At 65.2% G+C, this 15,378-nt stretch carries 20 protein-coding genes; 11 read left to right on the top strand and 9 right to left on the bottom strand.

The window, feature by feature from the left end:
• Positions 1-280 precede the first annotated feature (280 nt).
• The gene (locus ACFFWD_RS36185; protein WP_376973815.1) at positions 281-1,873 is read right to left on the bottom strand and encodes a gamma-glutamyltransferase family protein; all 1,593 of its coding nucleotides are present in this window, start codon (positions 1,871-1,873) and stop codon (positions 281-283) included.
• Between the two features lie 100 nt (positions 1,874-1,973).
• On the opposite strand from ACFFWD_RS36185, the gene ACFFWD_RS36190 reads away from it, so the two are divergent.
• The gene (locus tag ACFFWD_RS36190) at positions 1,974-2,747 is read left to right on the top strand and encodes an enoyl-CoA hydratase-related protein (protein ID WP_376973817.1); all 774 of its coding nucleotides are present in this window, start codon (positions 1,974-1,976) and stop codon (positions 2,745-2,747) included.
• A 17-nt stretch (positions 2,748-2,764) separates the two neighbouring features.
• On the opposite strand, the gene ACFFWD_RS36195 is transcribed toward ACFFWD_RS36190, so the two are convergent.
• Positions 2,765-3,781, bottom strand: a complete 1,017-nt coding sequence (locus ACFFWD_RS36195; protein ID WP_376973819.1) for a zinc-dependent alcohol dehydrogenase family protein — start codon at positions 3,779-3,781, stop codon at positions 2,765-2,767.
• Positions 3,782-3,992: 211 nt separating this feature from the next.
• Between ACFFWD_RS36195 and ACFFWD_RS36200 the strand changes: the two genes are divergently transcribed.
• Positions 3,993-4,859: a DUF2066 domain-containing protein gene (locus tag ACFFWD_RS36200; protein WP_376973821.1), complete on the top strand. Its 867-nt coding sequence runs from the start codon at positions 3,993-3,995 to the stop codon at positions 4,857-4,859.
• Positions 4,859-5,203 carry a carboxymuconolactone decarboxylase family protein gene (locus ACFFWD_RS36205; protein WP_376973823.1) on the top strand — a complete coding sequence of 115 codons (345 nt, stop codon included), beginning with the start codon at positions 4,859-4,861 and terminating at the stop codon, positions 5,201-5,203. The genes ACFFWD_RS36200 and ACFFWD_RS36205 overlap by 1 nt, the downstream gene beginning before the upstream one ends.
• Positions 5,204-5,260: 57 nt before the next feature.
• Here the strand turns inward: ACFFWD_RS36205 and ACFFWD_RS36210 are convergent, their stop codons facing one another.
• A complete protein-coding gene (locus ACFFWD_RS36210; RefSeq protein WP_376973825.1) occupies positions 5,261-6,316 on the bottom strand; it encodes an MBL fold metallo-hydrolase in 1,056 nt (351 codons plus the stop codon).
• Positions 6,317-6,552: 236 nt separating this feature from the next.
• Here ACFFWD_RS36210 and ACFFWD_RS36215 point away from each other — a divergent pair, with 236 nt between their 5' ends.
• Complete coding sequence (locus ACFFWD_RS36215; RefSeq protein ID WP_376973827.1) at positions 6,553-7,152, top strand: TetR/AcrR family transcriptional regulator; 600 nt, start codon at positions 6,553-6,555, stop codon at positions 7,150-7,152.
• 49 nt (positions 7,153-7,201) lie between these two features.
• Here ACFFWD_RS36215 and ACFFWD_RS36220 read toward each other — a convergent pair whose 3' ends face one another.
• On the bottom strand, positions 7,202-7,993 hold the full coding sequence (locus ACFFWD_RS36220) for an IclR family transcriptional regulator (RefSeq protein WP_376973829.1): 792 nt from the start codon (positions 7,991-7,993) through the stop codon (positions 7,202-7,204).
• A gap of 44 nt (positions 7,994-8,037) precedes the next feature.
• Positions 8,038-8,208 (bottom strand): hypothetical protein, encoded by a 171-nt coding sequence (locus ACFFWD_RS36225; protein WP_376973831.1) that lies wholly within the window; start codon positions 8,206-8,208, stop codon positions 8,038-8,040.
• 29 nt (positions 8,209-8,237) lie between these two features.
• On the opposite strand from ACFFWD_RS36225, the gene ACFFWD_RS36230 reads away from it, so the two are divergent.
• The 7 genes from ACFFWD_RS36230 to ACFFWD_RS36260 all read left to right on the top strand — a co-directional run bounded on the left by ACFFWD_RS36230 (position 8,238) and on the right by ACFFWD_RS36260 (position 13,359).
• A complete protein-coding gene (locus tag ACFFWD_RS36230; RefSeq protein ID WP_376973833.1) occupies positions 8,238-9,482 on the top strand; it encodes an ABC transporter substrate-binding protein in 1,245 nt (414 codons plus the stop codon).
• Positions 9,483-9,525: 43 nt separating this feature from the next.
• Positions 9,526-10,875, top strand: coding sequence for an aromatic ring-hydroxylating oxygenase subunit alpha (locus ACFFWD_RS36235; protein WP_376973836.1), 1,350 nt, complete (start codon positions 9,526-9,528; stop codon positions 10,873-10,875).
• Positions 10,872-11,687: an SDR family NAD(P)-dependent oxidoreductase gene (locus ACFFWD_RS36240; protein ID WP_376973838.1), complete on the top strand. Its 816-nt coding sequence runs from the start codon at positions 10,872-10,874 to the stop codon at positions 11,685-11,687. The genes ACFFWD_RS36235 and ACFFWD_RS36240 overlap by 4 nt, the downstream gene beginning before the upstream one ends.
• 20 nt (positions 11,688-11,707) lie before the next feature.
• Positions 11,708-12,310 carry a 3-phenylpropionate/cinnamic acid dioxygenase subunit beta gene (locus ACFFWD_RS36245; RefSeq protein ID WP_376973840.1) on the top strand — a complete coding sequence of 201 codons (603 nt, stop codon included), beginning with the start codon at positions 11,708-11,710 and terminating at the stop codon, positions 12,308-12,310.
• 18 nt (positions 12,311-12,328) lie between these two features.
• Positions 12,329-12,532: a hypothetical protein gene (locus tag ACFFWD_RS36250; protein WP_376973842.1), complete on the top strand. Its 204-nt coding sequence runs from the start codon at positions 12,329-12,331 to the stop codon at positions 12,530-12,532.
• A 15-nt stretch (positions 12,533-12,547) separates the two neighbouring features.
• Positions 12,548-12,943: a hypothetical protein gene (locus ACFFWD_RS36255; RefSeq protein WP_376973844.1), complete on the top strand. Its 396-nt coding sequence runs from the start codon at positions 12,548-12,550 to the stop codon at positions 12,941-12,943.
• 137 nt (positions 12,944-13,080) lie between these two features.
• Positions 13,081-13,359 carry a hypothetical protein gene (locus tag ACFFWD_RS36260; protein ID WP_376973846.1) on the top strand — a complete coding sequence of 93 codons (279 nt, stop codon included), beginning with the start codon at positions 13,081-13,083 and terminating at the stop codon, positions 13,357-13,359.
• Positions 13,360-13,412: 53 nt separating this feature from the next.
• On the opposite strand, the gene ACFFWD_RS36265 is transcribed toward ACFFWD_RS36260, so the two are convergent.
• The 4 genes from ACFFWD_RS36265 to ACFFWD_RS36280 are packed head-to-tail and all read right to left on the bottom strand — an operon-like array spanning position 13,413 to position 15,377.
• Positions 13,413-14,096 (bottom strand): ABC transporter permease, encoded by a 684-nt coding sequence (locus ACFFWD_RS36265; RefSeq protein ID WP_376973849.1) that lies wholly within the window; start codon positions 14,094-14,096, stop codon positions 13,413-13,415.
• Complete coding sequence (locus ACFFWD_RS36270) at positions 14,093-14,650, bottom strand: ABC transporter permease (RefSeq protein WP_376973851.1); 558 nt, start codon at positions 14,648-14,650, stop codon at positions 14,093-14,095. Before ACFFWD_RS36270 ends, ACFFWD_RS36265 begins: the two co-directional genes overlap by 4 nt.
• Positions 14,647-15,180 carry an ABC transporter ATP-binding protein gene (locus ACFFWD_RS36275; protein ID WP_376973853.1) on the bottom strand — a complete coding sequence of 178 codons (534 nt, stop codon included), beginning with the start codon at positions 15,178-15,180 and terminating at the stop codon, positions 14,647-14,649. The genes ACFFWD_RS36270 and ACFFWD_RS36275 overlap by 4 nt, the downstream gene beginning before the upstream one ends.
• Positions 15,177-15,377 (bottom strand): ATP-binding cassette domain-containing protein, encoded by a 201-nt coding sequence (locus tag ACFFWD_RS36280; RefSeq protein ID WP_376973855.1) that lies wholly within the window; start codon positions 15,375-15,377, stop codon positions 15,177-15,179. The genes ACFFWD_RS36275 and ACFFWD_RS36280 overlap by 4 nt, the downstream gene beginning before the upstream one ends.
• Position 15,378 lies beyond the last annotated feature (1 nt).

Consider the following 15,378-nt stretch of genomic DNA (forward strand, 5'->3'; position numbering starts at 1 on the left):
CTTGTTGCACGGGACCCGCGGGTGCAATCGGCGCCCGGTCTTCCCTGCGCCCTCTGCTTGAGAGAGAGGGCGGAACGAGATGCAAAGCTCGGACAAATCATGTCGCGAGAACGCGGATGTATGACTCACAGAGCGTACCACAAAATTCGGTGTCGTCCCGGCCTTGAGCCGGGACCCATAACCACAAATGCGAATTGTCTTGCGACGCGAGGGCCGCAATCCCTCACACAACAAAAGCCGGTGGTTATGGGGCCCTGCTTTCGCAGGGACAACAGATGAGTTACCGCTCCGCGACCGCATCGCTCCACGGCTGGAACGGCTCGGTGGCGCCGCTGTTGGTGGTGCCGTCGCGCAGCACGATGCTGGGGCAGGCGAACTTCATCGGCAGGGTCTGGATGCGCGCCTCCTCATAGTCGAAGCGGCCGCGCAGGCTTTCGCGCACGGCAGACGGCAGCCGCGCGTCGCCGATCACGACCGCGCCCTCGCTGGCGTCGATGCGCGGCTGGTGGATCGCGGCGTCGAGGTCCATGCTGAAATCCATCACGAAGGACAGGAGTTGCGACACCGCGGGCAGGATGCGGCGGCCGCCCGATGCGCCGGCGGCAAGCCTGCGGCCGTCGGCGGCCTCTGCCACCACGGGCGTGTAGTTGGTCAGGCAACGCTTGCCGCCCGCGAGAGAGTTCGGATTGCCCGGCGTCGGATCGAACCACATGATGCCGTTGTTCATGGTCAGCCCGGTGTTCGGCGTCACGAATTTCGAGCCGAAGGTCGACAGCAGCGTCTGCGTCACCGCAGCCATGTTGCCGTCGCGATCGACGGCGGAGAAATGCGTGGTACAGGACGGCGCGATCGCCTCGGCGCCGAGCGAGCGGCGGCCGTCGGCGTCGCCCATGTCCTTCAGCCGTTCGCGATAGGCAGCCTGCAGGGCTTCGGCATAGGCGGTGTAGGCTGCACCATCAGGTCCGCCGCGTGCAGGTTCGAACGCCTTCTGCAACAGGCCGAGCGTGCGCGCCATGGTGGGGCCGGCAGTCAGTTCCGGTGTCGCGTAGACGGTGCCGCCGCGATAGGGGATCTTCAGCGGCTCGCGCAGATGCGCGCGGAACGAGGCGAGATCGCGCACCGACAGCGGGCCGCCGGCGGCCTGGATGTCGTCGGCGATCACGCGTGCGAGATCGCCTTCGTAGAAGTCGCGCGCGCCCGCTGCGGCTAGCTGCGCCATCGTCGCCTTCAGCCGGTCCTGCGGCATGCGCACCACCGACTTGATGCCCCATTGTGCGCTCGGCGGCAGGCCGTCCTGCAGGTACGCCGCGGCGCTGGCCGGATAGCGCCTGAGATCGGCGGTCGAGCTTGCGATCATCGCGGTGGTCCACCAATCGACCAGAAGGCCTTCGCCGGCGAGCTTCACGCTCGGCGCCAGCAGGTCCTTCCACGGCAGCTTGGCGTGGCGGCGATGCGCTTCCTCCATGCCGGCGACGACGCCGGGCACCGCGATCGAGCCGGGGCCGTGCAGATTGCGGTCGCCCTTGACGCGCGCCCAGGGAAACAGGTCGGAGACAGTGCCGTCGCCGATCAGCGGATAGTCCTCGATGCGCAGGCTGTCGGGCGCCCGCATGCCATAATCGATCACCTCGGTGCGGTTCTCGCGGGCGCGGTAGAGCACCATGGCGCCGCCGCCGCCGGCGCCGCTCATCCAGGGCTCCAGCACGCCGAGGGCAAAGGTGGTTGCAATGACCGCGTCGACGCAATCGCCGCCATCAGCCAATACCTCCGCGCCGACCTTGGCGGCCCTGCGCGACTGCGCGGCGACGATGCCGCCCTTCGCGCTCACGGCGGGTTTGCGGATCACTTGCGAGTTGGAGAACTGATCGGACATGGCGCGGTTTCGCTGTTGTTGTTGCGGGTGGGGCACGTTGGCGTAGCATGCCAGGCATGGCACAGTAAGTTCAATAACAAGCAATTCCGGGGAGAGGAAAATGACCGGTGTGAAGCGCGAGCGGGACGGCAATGTCGGCATCCTGACGCTGAACGATCCCGCGAGCCTGAATGCAATGACGCCGGAGCTTCTGGGAGCTCTCGCGACTGCGGTCGGCGAGATGACGCTCGATCCGAGCCTCCGCGCGCTGGTGCTGACCGGGGAGGGCCGCGGCTTCTGCTCGGGGCAGAACCTCAAGGCGTTCCAGTCGCTCGGCGACAACATCTATCTCGGCGTCATGACGCATTACTGGCCGGCGCTGCGGAGCCTGCGCGAATGCCGTGTGCCTGTCGTGGTCGCGGTCAACGGCGTCGCGGCCGGCGGCGGCTTCAGCCTGGCGATGTCCGGCGACATCATCCTCGCGGCGCGCTCGGCGAGCTTCATCCAGGTGTTCAGCCGGATCGGCCTTGTGCCCGATCTCGGCTCGACCTGGCTGTTGCCGCGCCTGATCGGCCGCCAGCGCGCGCTCGATCTGATGCTCCTGAACGAGCCGCTGTCAGCCGAGCGGGCCAAGGAGTGGGGACTGGTGCGCGAGGTCGTCGACGACGCAAATCTGCTCGACGAGGCCAAGGCGCTTGCCCGGCGCCTCGCCGATGGTCCGACCCGCGCGCTGGTCGCGACGCGGCAGTTGCTCGAGGAGAGCGAGCACGCGAGCTACGATGCGCAGTTCGGCCGCGAGCTCGAAATCCAGTCCATGATCCGACAGAGTGCGGACGCGCTGGAGGGCCGCAAGGCGTTCATCGAGAAGCGCAAGGCGCAATTCACGGGGCGCTAGGTCGTGCGTTCCGAAGCCTACGTCCCGATCGAAATGGCGACTTTCCCGAAATGCGCGCCGCTCGCCATATAGGAGAACGCGTCCTTCGCCTGGTCGAACGGGAAGACCCTGTCGATGACGGGCTTGACGCGATGCAGGCTGATGCCGTCGGCGAGCGCCTGCAGGTCCTCGACCGAGCCGACGGTGACGCCCTGCAGGCGCTGCTGCTGCATCACCATCAGCGGAAGCCGTGTGTCGGACGTTGCGGGCCCTGCGAGCACGCCGATGAAGGCGATCGTGCCGCCGATCCTGGTGGCGCGGATCGATTCGTTCAGCGTGCCGACGCCGCCGACCTCGACGACGACGTCGACACCGTGCCCGGTCAGTTCGCGCGCCTTCTTCCCCCAATCGGGCGTGGTCTTGTAGTTCAGCGTGACGTCGGCGCCGAGCTCCTTCAGGCGCGCGATTTTCGCTTCGCTCGACGAGGTCGCGATGACGCGGGCGCCGCACATCTTGGCGAATTGCAGCGCGAACAGCGACACGCCGCCGGTGCCTTGCGTCAGCACCGTATATCCCGGCTTGACATCGCCGAGCTTGACCACGGCGCTCCAGGCCGTGACGCCGGCGCAGGGCAGCGCGGCGGCTTCGATGTCGCTGAGATGGTCCGGCGTGCGCACCAGCGCGTGGGCGGGAAACACCCGGTACTCGGTCAGCACGCCGTCGACGCTGCCGCCGAGCGCGGCGCGCATCCTCGCCTCGCTCGGTGCGCCGCCGAGCCAGTTCTCGAAGAAGCTGCCGATGACCCGGTCGCCCGGCGCAAAGCCTTTCACGCCTGCGCCCACCGCCTCGACGACGCCGGCGCCATCGGAGACCGGCACCAGCGGAAATTTCTGGCGCGAGCCGTAGCCGCCCTTGACCGTCAGCAGGTCGCGATAATTCAGCGTTGCCGCCTTCAACCGCACCAGCACCTCGCCGGGACCGGCCTGCGGAACCGGCTTCTCGACCAGTGCGAGCGCATCGATTCCGCCCGGACCCTGCAGCTCATAGCATTTCACGGGACGCCTCCTCCGACGCGCGCTGGTGGTGGCCGACATCGCCGACGTCGACCGTGTTGCAAAGCATATGTCAGCCCGGGCAGCCGAGGCTATAGGGCAAGAGGCGCGCATTCGCGAGGCGCCCATGCGTGGAACGGTTGGCGTTTCCAGCCAAATCAGGCGAATGTATGCGGACAACAGCGGCGGAAGTCGCGGGCCGCGGGAGGTGATCATGGTTGCATTGCTTGAGACGGGACGGACGCTCATCGCCGGAATGCTCCTTGCGGTCGCCCTGATTTGCGGCACCGGCGCGACGGCGAGCGCGGCCGACGATCTGTATCGCGCTCAGACCGCCGTCACCGGACAGCTTGAGCCGAACCGCCTGATCGGGTTCGCCGCATGTCTGGAGGACGTGTTGATCAAGGTCTCCGGCGCGCCGACGCTTGCCGGCGACCGCCGGCTGGAGCCTTACAAGGCAAAGGCGAAGGAGTTCGTCACGTCCTTCGACTATCACGACCAGTTCGCCGGCAAGCCGCATCGCGACGAGCAGGGCACCCGCGATCGGCCCTACGACCTGACGGTCGCGTTCGATGCCAAGAAGATCGATGGCATCCTCGCCGCGCTCGGCCTCAAACCCTGGCAGGTGCACCGGCCGGTGCTCGGCGTCTTCATCGAGATGCGCCAGGGCGCGAAGGACTATGTCGTCACCTCTGACGGCGCGCAGTCCGACCTGCAGCGCGATGCGCTGGCGGCCGCAGCCAGCAAGCGCGGCATGCGCTTTGTGCTGCCGAGCGAGGCTGCGCTCGCGCAACGGAACATCACCGGCGCCGAGTTGTGGAAGGCGCCGTCGGCAACGTTGACCTCGATCGCCGCTCCGCAAGGCGGGCTTGTCGTGCTGGTCGGGCAACTGGTCTGGGACGACAACGACCTCGGCTGGGTCACGCAGTGGCAGATGGACTGGCACGGCAAGAGCCATCGATGGCAGTTCCGCGGAGTGACCTTCGACGAGGCGTTTCGCCGCGGCATCGGCGGCGCGGCGCAGGTGCTGTCAGGCAACGGCGCGCCTGTTTCCAATCCAACGAACGCGAGGAGGCAATAATGGCGGATGGACAGTACAAGGCGAAGCTGCAGCAGGTCAGGGGCAACGCAGCGCAGCTCTTCAAGGCCGCGCCCGAACCGATGAAAGCGTTTCAGTCGCTTGTCACCGCCACCTCGAAGGATGGGGCGCTGTCGGTCCGGCACAAGGAGCCCATCGCGCTCGCCATCGCCATCGCAACGCGCTGCGAGGGCTGCATCGTCCATCACGTCGACGCCGCAAGGCGCCACGGCGCCACCCGCGAGGAAGTCGCGGAAACCATCGGCGTGGCCGTCGAAATGGGCGGAGGGCCCGCAACGGTCTATGGTGCGACGGCGCTCGCGGCGTTCGACGAGTTCGCCACATAGGCGAGGTGCGCCGCGATGTTCTCGGGGACAATCGATGGATGTGTCAGGTTGGCGCGGTCACGGCAGCCGACAGACCGGGCGGTCGGCGTCGGTGCTCCAGGCAAGATCGCCGCGCCTGATCAGACGGTTCACATGTGCCATGGTTTCGGTGAAGGCGAAGCTCATCTCGTGCGGGGTGAGATCGCGCGCATGAAACAGCGCGGGAACGAGCTCGTCAACCGACTTCGGCCCTTCGCGGCAGGCCTCGATGGCCCGGCGGCAACGCTCTTCGTGATGGCTAAGGATTTCCGCGCAGCGCCGGTGCAGGCCGTGGAACGGCCGCCGGTGGCCCGGCAGGACAAGCACGTCATCGGGAATTTCCGAGGTGAGGCCGCGCAGCGTGCGCATGTAGTGACCGAGCGGATCGCCGGTCGGCTCCATCGCCCACACGCTGATGTTCGGCGTGATCTTCTCGAGCACCTGATCGGCGGCGAGCAGCAGGGACTCCTCGGGGCAGTAGAGCAGGACCTGCTCGGGGGCATGCCCGTCGGCGCTAAGCACGCGGAAGCGGCGGCGCCCGACGTTCAGCGTGTCTCCCATCAAGAGCCGGTAGAACGTCTCGGGAAGCGGGGCCACTTCGCGCAGATAATCGAGGCCGTGGGTCGCGACAATCGACGCCGTCTCCGCCGTCATGCCGTAGCGCAGGTAGAATGACCGGTTCTGCTCGGAAGCCGTCGAGTGCGGGTCCAGCGAGAGCATCTTGCTCGCGGCATAGGTGGAGTAACTCGTGAGCAGCGGGACGTCGAAGCGCGCGCACAGCCAGCCGGCCAGCCCGATATGATCCGGATGGTAATGCGAGACGATAATTCGGGTGATGCGCACGCCCGCGAGAGGACCGGCGAACAATCGGTCCCAGGCGGCCTGCGCCTCCGCGGTGCGGATGCCGGTGTCGAAGATCGCCCAGCCGCCGTCGTCCTCCAGCAGATAGATGTTCACGTGATCGAGGCGATAGGGCAGCGGCACCCGCAGCCAGCGCACGCCGGGCACCACCTCGAACACCTCGCCATAAGCGGGCGGCGTTTCGAACGGGAACGTCAGCGCGCGTGGCTGGTCAGGGCGTGTATGCAGTGTCACGATCGCTCCTCATTCCCCTCAACTTGTTGCTTGCCTCGCTCGGTCCATGACGACGCGTCTTGCCCGCACCTCAGGCAATATACTGGCCAGTATATTTATCTGTCCAACTGTTATGCTATGAATAACGAGCAGGTCTGCCTGGCGAATACGAAGTTCCCGGTCCGGTCTGTAAGAAGGGGTTGGCGCGAGGTCCCGGAGAATCGCGTATCAATAAGACCAGTCCACGAAGAGCCGACATGAGCGTCAAGCAGAACGTCAAGGAATACAAGCGCGAGTTGATCCTGGAAGCGGCTGCAAAGCTCTTCTACGAGAAGGGCTTTCAGAAGACGACGATCGACGACATCGGCTCAGCCCTCGGTGTCACCAAGCCGTTCATCTACACCTATTTCGAGAACAAATACGCGATCCTCGAGCAGCTGTTCGAGCAGGCCTATGGCGAGCTCCATGTCGACCTCATGCAGGTTCTGAACAATCGGAAGGGTGCCGCCAAGGATCGCTTGCAGCAGTTCGTCACGCTCTATGTCGCGAAGAACATCGAGTACCAGAAATTCTCGGCAATCATGCTCGAGGAGGAGAAAAGCCTCAGCGCGAGGAAGATTGGCGACATCAGGCGCAAGCAGCGCGACTTCGACGCCAAGCTCGCGCGTCTCATCGAAGAGGGCGTTTCAAACGGCGAATTTCACGTCGGCGACCCGATGATCGCGTCGCTTGCGATCAGCGGCATGGTCCGGTGGACGCATCGCTGGTATTCGCCGCAGGGGCGGCTGTCTGCAGCGGACCTGACGCGGACAATGAGCGATCTTGCCCTGAACCTGGTCGGGTGCGCTCCGGCCTGAGCGCACCCGACGCAAGGCGGCGCGCCCTCACGTCTTCGCCTTGCGCCGGCTACGTCGGAGCCGCTCCGGCATCGTCCTGGAAGCCGAGCAGGTGAGAGATCTTCCGGCCGGCCTCGACAACCAGTTTCGCGAACTCGGCCACCTTCTCCTCGTTGACGCGTGCGCTCGGACCGTAGATGCCGACCGAGCCGACCACGCCGCCGCGATGATCGAAATAGGGCGCCGACACCGCAACCGCGCCGACGAAGATCTCGCCGCGGCTGATCGTGTAGCCTTTCCGCCTCGCCGCGCGGAGTTCCTCCTCGAGCGCGGCACGAGGCACGCTCTTCGGCATCCGCCTGAAAAAGTCGGCCTGACGATCGCTCGGCATGAAGGCGAGCATGGCCCTGCCGGTCGCGCCCTGCGACAGGGTCAGCGAATGGCCGATGCCGCGACTGATCGCGAGCACGTGGCGGCTTTCATATTCGAGGATGCAGATGCCGCGATCGTCCTGGAGCCTGAACAGCGCGGCCGTTTCTCCGGAGCGCTCGCGCAGATCTTCCAGGATCGGTCGCGCGACGTTGACGACGTCAAGGCCCTTCAGCCAGACATGGGCCAGGCTCATCACGCCATGCGCCAGACGAAAGCGCTGCGGATCGCCCTCGGCCTCGATCAGGCCGCGCGTGGCCAGCGTGTGCAACAGACGATAGAGCGTCGGGCGGCTCAAGCCGACGCGCTTCTGCAATTCGATCACGCTCATCATAGGCTGCTCCGGCGTGAAGGATTGCAGGATCGCGATCGAGCGATCGACGGCCCTTACGCTCGACATCCCTGCATCTTCGACCTTGGGCTTGCGTGCCATGACCCCTGCTGACTGAAAACTCGCCGTGCGATTCGCGCGCGAGACTAGCAAGTGATGCGCGTCGATACAGCGAAAAACCCGAACAGTTTCCGCGCACTGAACACGGCGATTGCGGTCGGCGCAGAACAGATCTGCGCGACCGCGCCGCCGGCGCGCAGACGACCGGCTTGCCGACGCTCCGCATTCATGCAATAAAATATGAGAATGATGTCCATGTAGTGGACATAGTAACGGAGGCTTGGCGATGGGTTGGCCGACGAGGACCGAAGCCGCGGCTGGGTGGGGGCGTGCCGCGGCCGCGTCATTGCTGTTGATCGGCGTGGGGCTTGCGACGGCCCGCGCGGGCGAGGCCGGCATCTCGGACGGTATCGTGAAGATCGGCGTGCTCGGCGACTATGGCAGCGGGCGCGACCTTGGCGGGCCCGGCTCGGTCACCGCGGCGAAGCTCGCGGCGGAGGATTTCCAGAACCAAGTGCTGGGCGTGCCGATCCAGATCATTTCCGCCGACCACCAGAACAAGCCCGACGTGGCGGTCGGCATCGCCAAGAAATGGTTCGATCTCGAACGCGTCGATGCGGTGACCGATCTTGCCGTGAGCTCGGTCGGGCTCGCGGTCGCGTCGCTGGCGACGCAGAGCAACCGGTCCGCGCTGGTGTCGGGCGCGGCGACCTCCGACCTCACCGGGCCGAACTGCTCGCCGGTCATTACCCATTGGGCCGACGACACTTACGCGCTCTCGGCGGGTCTCGTCTCAGAGCTCAGCGCACGGGTGGCGAAGGACTGGTTCTTCGTCGCGGTCGACTATTCGTTCGGCAGCTCGATGCTGAAGGACGGCACCACTGCGCTGAACACCGCGGGCCGCAAAGTCGTCGGCAGCGTGCGGTTTCCGTTCAACACCACTGATTTCTCCTCGTTCCTGCTGGCGGCGCAGGCCTCGAAAGCCAAGGTGGTGGCGCTGGCGAGCACCGGCGCGGACACCGTGAACGCGGTGAAGCAGACCCATGAGTTCGGCCTGCAGGCGGGCGGGCAGACCATCGTCGGCATGCTCACCTTCATCACAGACGTGCACGCGATGGGCCTCAACATGGCTGAAGGTATGTACGTCGCCTCGCAATATTACTGGGACGATGATGAGACGACGCGCGCATTCGCGAAACGTTTTTCGGCCATCGAAGGGCGCATGCCGACCAAGCTTCAGGCGGCGACCTATGCGGCGGTCCGGCACTATTTGAAGGCGGTCCAATCGGCGAGGACCGATGACACCAAGGCGGTCAATGCCGAGATGCGGCGGCTGCCGGTCGATTTCTTTGGACGACCTGCGCGCATCCGCAACGACGGCCGCGTCATCTACGACCTCTCGCTCTATCGGGTGAAGTCGCCGGGTGCGAGCAAATATACCTGGGATTACTACGAGAAGGTCTCGACGATTCCGGGCGACAGGGCATTCCGCGCCGAAGGCGAGGGCGGATGCAACCTCGGCAAGTCGTGACGTTCCGGAACACAAGCTGGTCAGATCAACAGGAGGTGCGCCAATGACGCAGCGCAAGGATATCGATGGCCTCGTGGACGTGGCCAACGGCTTCATCAGCCGCGAGCTGTTTGTCGACGCCGATATCTACAAGGAGGAGCTCGGCAAACTGTTCACGCGGGCCTGGCTGTTGGTCGGCCATGAAAGCCTGGTGCCCAATCCGGGCGACTTCTACACCTCGCGAATGGGCGAGGAGTCGGTCATCCTCTGCCGCGACAAGAAGGGCGAGATCCACGTCTTCCTGAACTCGTGCCGGCATCGCGGCATGAAGGTGTGCCGCTACGAGCAGGGCAACACGTCGCTCTTCACCTGCCCCTATCATAGCTGGACCTACACCACCGACGGCAAATTGCAGGGCGTGCCGCTGCACAAGACGCTGTATGACGGCGTGCTCGACCGCGAAGCCAATTCGCTGGTCTCGGTTGCGAAGCTCTGCAACTACAAGGGCTCGATCTGGGCGACCTGGGACAAGGACGCGCCCGATTTCCTGACCTATCTCGGTGACGCGAAAATTCATCTCGACCAGGCGCTGGACTGCCGCGACGGCCGGGAGGGCGGCTCCGAGATCATCGGCGTGCACAAATGGGTGTTCCCGGCGAACTGGAAGTTCGCGGCGGAGAACTTCCTTGGCGACACCTATCACAATCCGAGCCACCGCTCGGTCGACCTGATCGGGATCGGGCCGAGTGCCGCGTCCGGCAAGAAGGGCCGCCGCGACAACGAGCTCGAACATGCCGAGCACGTCTGGATCAGCTTTCCGGCCGGGCATGGCGTCCACAGCGCGATGCAGCCGGAGGCGAACGAATATGTCGAGGCGTTCCTCGACAATCCGGTGCTCGAGCAATATTTCCGCCACTGCTATGAGGAGCGGAAGCGGCGGCTCGGCGCGGGCGCGCGGCTGCTGCCCTTCGTCGGCACGATCTTCCCCAACACGTCCTATCACGGACGTCAGCCGCGCGGGCTTTGCGCCTGGCATCCGCACAGCCCGACCTCGACCGAGGCGTGGCGCTTCTTCCTCGTCGACAAGGACGCGCCGCGCGAGGTGAAGGACTACATGCGGCGCTACTACATGCGCTATTCGGGGCCGGCCGGCATGACCGAGCAGGACGACATGGAGAACTGGCTCTACGCGACCGCGGCGAGCACGGGGACCATCGCGCGGCGCTATCCCTTCAACTATCAGCAGTCGATGGGCGCCTATGTGACCGATCATCCGCTCGGCGGCGAGGTCAGCCTGCAGGTCACCGAGCAGATCGCGCGCGGCTTCTACAAGCGGTGGGCGTCCTACATGCGCGATGCGGATTGGGGTGAACTGCTCGGGCTTCCGCCCGGCAACCGGGAGGCTGCCGAATGAGCGGCCCGGACAAGGTCGTGATCGTCACCGGCGGCACATTCGGGATCGGCCGCGCCATCACGCTCGGCCTCGCCGCGCGTGGACACAAGGTCGTCGCCTTCGGCCTCGAAACGCCGCAGGTGTCGAGCATTGCCGAGAGCGCGATTCCGGAGTTGCGGCAGGAGCTGCAGCGGCGCGAGCTTCAGGCGGATTTGCTCGAAGCCGACGTCTCGTCCGCGGCCGACGTCGCGCGAGTCACGCAACTCGCAATTGACCGCTTTGGCCGCATCGACGGTCTCGTCAACAACGCGGCGATCGGGCCGCTTGGCACAGTGCTCGATACCGACGAGGCACTGTTTGACAAGATCGTGGCGGTCAATCTCAAGGGGCCGTATCTCACCAGCCGCGCCGTGCTGCCGCACATGATCCGCCAGGGCGGCGGCGCGATCGTCAATGTCGGCTCGGGTGCCGGCTGGGGCAAGCCGAACATGGCCGTCTACAGTGCGAGCAAGGGCGGCCTCGTCGCGCTCGGCACCGCAAGCGCCTACGACTTCCTGCATCACCGGGTGCGGATCAACACGGTGATCCCAGGTGGTGGCGGCATCGTCACCGGCATGAGCCTCGGGCGTGTCGGCGGTGATCGCGCGCGGCTCGGCGTCGGTGCGCCCGGCACCGCCGCGGGGCGGCCGGCGACCGGAGACGACATCGCCAACGCCGTTGCATTCCTGCTCTCGGCGGAGGCGGAAACGATCTCCGGAACGGTGATCGACGTCGGCTGCTTCGCGCATCAGGGCGGCCCGGTGCCGACCCGGCCGGCAACGGCAAACGGATAGCTCGCAAGGAGAAGGCGCAGATGACCGATACGTTCACCCGGAACAAGCTCGCACCCGCCGACAGGCCGAAGGGCAACGCGTCGATTGCGCGGACCGACCACTATTACCGCCTGAAGGCGGATGTCGAGGACTTCTACTATGACGAGGCGGACCTGCTCGACAATCGCCGCTTCCGCGACTGGCTCGAACTCCTGACCGACGACATCAGCTACTTCATGCCGATCCGCCGCAACGTCAAGTTCGGCCAGCATGAGGCGCGCGAGAACACGCGGCGCGGCGAGGGCATCAGCTGGTTCGACGAGGACAAGTGGACCTTGAGCAAACGCGTCGATCAGATCCTCACCGGCGTTCACTATGCCGAGGAACCGCTGTCGCGCATCACCCACATGGTGACCAACGTCCAGATCAGGGACGTCCGCCCCAATCCGGAGGCGCCGCAGGAACTGGACGTCACGAGCCGCATCCTCGTCTATCAGAACCGGGTCGAGTACGAGACCTATACCCTGGTCGGTCGGCGAAACGACACGCTGCGCAACGTCGATGGTGGCTGGAAGGTGTGTCGGCGGGAGATCCTGCTTGAGCAGAACATCCTGCTCGCCAAGAATCTGACCATGTTCTTTTGAACGACAGGCGTCCCGTCCATGATCAACATTATCGCGCTCAGGCCCGGCGATCGACTGCAGCTCCGCGGGCACATCATCGCTGAAGTCACCGAGAACATGGAGGACGGCATGTGGGTGGAGGTCCGCTATGTCGAGGCGAGCGAGGCCAAAGATGTCGGCCGCGTCGAGCTGTGCCACGCCCAGGACATCGCCACGGTCCTGACCGGCTCGCAAGCCCTCTGACGCGGGGTCGCGCCGATGATCAGATACGAATTCATGCCGAGTGATTTCAATCCGATCTTTCTCATCCTGGGCGATCAGGCGGACCTCGCTCGGCTGGCCGCGACGCTCAGGGTGTTTGCGCGTCAGCCCCGGACGATGTCGCTGGCGGACGAGATGCCGGAGTTTCGGCCGCAAACGCCGTTGACGTTCGCGCCGCCGGAGGAAGCGTTCGGGTTGCGCCGGGACGGGCTGAATTTCATCTGGTATCTCAACGACTGGCAGGCGCTGCACGTCGCCGACCGGATCGAGGCGCTGGCCGCGCCGCAGGCAAAATCCGGCTCCAACATATTCGAGATCGGCAGCGATGGAGAAATTCCAGTCAAGGTCTCGCGCGGCGAGTTCGCGGACGATTTCCTGATCTCAAAGCGCTAGCGCGGCACCAAGAAGATCATCCATTCGTGATGCGCGGAGAGCCCCCAATACTCGGCTGATCGAGGAATATCCGAACGTCATCCACAGTCTCCTTGTCCGAAACGCTTTGCGTGACGATGGCTGCAAGGAGACGCTCGATGAACAGGAGCTTGCGCTTTGGCTTGGTCGTAATGTTGTCGACGGTGATCTCGGAGCCGGTGCTTGCGGATACGCTTATCCGAGAGCCGACAGCGGCGCACAAGCTGCCCCACAAAAGTGATGTAACGGCGCAGGCACACGGAATCGAAGGCCGTCAGATTGCGGCGCCACCCTGGAGCGCGGCATGCATGACCGACCACGGCCCCAGCGAATGCGGTGAGCCGATGTGGATGTACGACAGCCGCGATGTGCTTGCACGATACAGAAGTGCATTCTAATCATCAGCCGGCGATCGCGGCGGGCAGGAAGTCGCGGTGACGTGACTTGATACCTATTCGAATCGCAATGCTGCAATCGGATCGAGCCGTGCGGCCTTCTGTGCCGGATAGAGCCCGAACGAGATGCCGACAAGCCCTGCGAACCCGCAAGCCAACATGATGGCCCACGGGCTGATCAAGATCGGCCAACCGGCATTCCATGCGATCGCGATGGCCGCGACGGCGCCCAACACGGCTCCGGCGAGCCCGCCGACCAGCGACAGAATCAAGGCTTCGATCAGGAACTGCCAGCGGATATCGCGGCGTCTGGCCCCGACCGCCGTGCGCAACCCGATTTTCCGGGTCCGCTCGGTCACCGAGACCAGCATGATGTTCATGATGCTGATGCCGCCGACGACCAGCGAAACCGCTGCCACCGCGATCAGCAGAATCCCGAGAGTCCGGACAGCGGCACCACGCGCAGTCAGCACGTCGGCCGGGTTCTCGATCCTGAAGTCATCAGGAGCATCACGGCGAATATGGTGACGCTGCCGGAGCAGGTCCTCGATATCGCGTTGGATGTCCGGTTGGGCATTCGCGTCGGATATCTTGATTGAAATGAAATCCAGGGCCTCGCGCGTGGTGCCGTGCACGGCACCGAGCACACGGCTTTTTGCGGTCGACAGCGGAATGAACACGACGTCATCCTGGCTGCGTCCGGCCGCGCCCAATCCCTTTTTGTCGAGAACGCCAATCACCGTGAAGGGCAGTTTGCCGATTCGAACGGCCCCCCCCCGACGCCGGCGCGCCCGTCAAACAGTTCATCGATGACCACCGACCCTACGATAGCGACTTTGGCGCCGGAGGCGATCTCGTCGCCCGTGAATATTCGCCCCTCCTTCACTTGCCACTCGCGTGCGACGAGGTAGTCCGGATTGATTCCGGCCACCAGCGTCATCCAGTTCCTGTTGAGGGCGACGAGCGGCATCGAGCGCGACAGCAGGGGAGCCGCGACCTGCACGTCTGCCAGCTCGCGGCGGATCGCGGCGGCGTCCTCCTCGGTCAGGGTCGGTTGAGTCCCGGACTCGAGCCTTGCTCCGCCGGAATTCCGCGCGCCGGGCAGGACCAGCAGGAGGTTGGCTCCGAGCGTGCGGATCTTCTCCGAGACCTCCGCCTGCGCGCCCGCTCCGACCGACACCATGCAGACCACGGCCGCGACGCCGATGATGATCCCGAGTCCGGTCAAGGCGCTGCGCAGCTTGTTGGCGCGAAGGGCCCGGGTCGCGATGCGCAGGTTTTCCACGGGGCTCATGGCGGAGAATCCGGGCTGATGGCGTTCGACCGCGATCGTTCGCGTGCCGCGCTCTGGTCGTCGGCAACTCGTCCATCGTGCAAGGTGATCTGCCGCTGCGCGTAACCGGCAACTTCACTTGCATGCGTTACCACAACGAGGGTGCGACCGTCGCGGTGCAGATACTCGAACAGGGACAGGATCTCCTCGCTTGTGCTGCTGTCCAGCGAACCGGTCGGCTCGTCGGCCAGGATGATGGCGGGATCGTTGACCATCGCACGGGCAATCACGACCCGCTGCTGTTCTCCCCCTGAAAGCTGGTTCGGCCAATGGTGACCGCGGGCCGCTAGACCCACGCGCGCGAGCGCGTCCATCGCCTTGCGGCGGCGCGTCGGGCGCGGTACGGATGCGTAGACGAGCGGCAGTTCGACATTTTCCAGCGCGGTGGCGCGCGGCAGAAGCGCCGGCAATTGGAACACGAAGCAGATCTCCCGGCTCCTGATCGCCGCACGCGCGTCCTCGCTCAGTTCTGCGACGTCCTGTCCTTTCAACATGTATTCACCGGAATCGGGCCGATCGAGCAGACCAGGAGATTCATGAGGGTCGACTTTCCCGAACTCGAGCGCCCGCGGATCGCAACGAACTCGCCAACCGCGATCGAGAGCGACACGCCGGCGATCGCGGAGATGACGGCCCCACCGGATGAGTATTGCTTCGAGAGAGCGTTGGTTCGGGACAGAGGCTGCATC

The organism is Bradyrhizobium erythrophlei, assembly GCF_042430365.1.
Taxonomy (GTDB): Bacteria; Pseudomonadota; Alphaproteobacteria; order Rhizobiales; family Xanthobacteraceae; genus Bradyrhizobium; species Bradyrhizobium erythrophlei.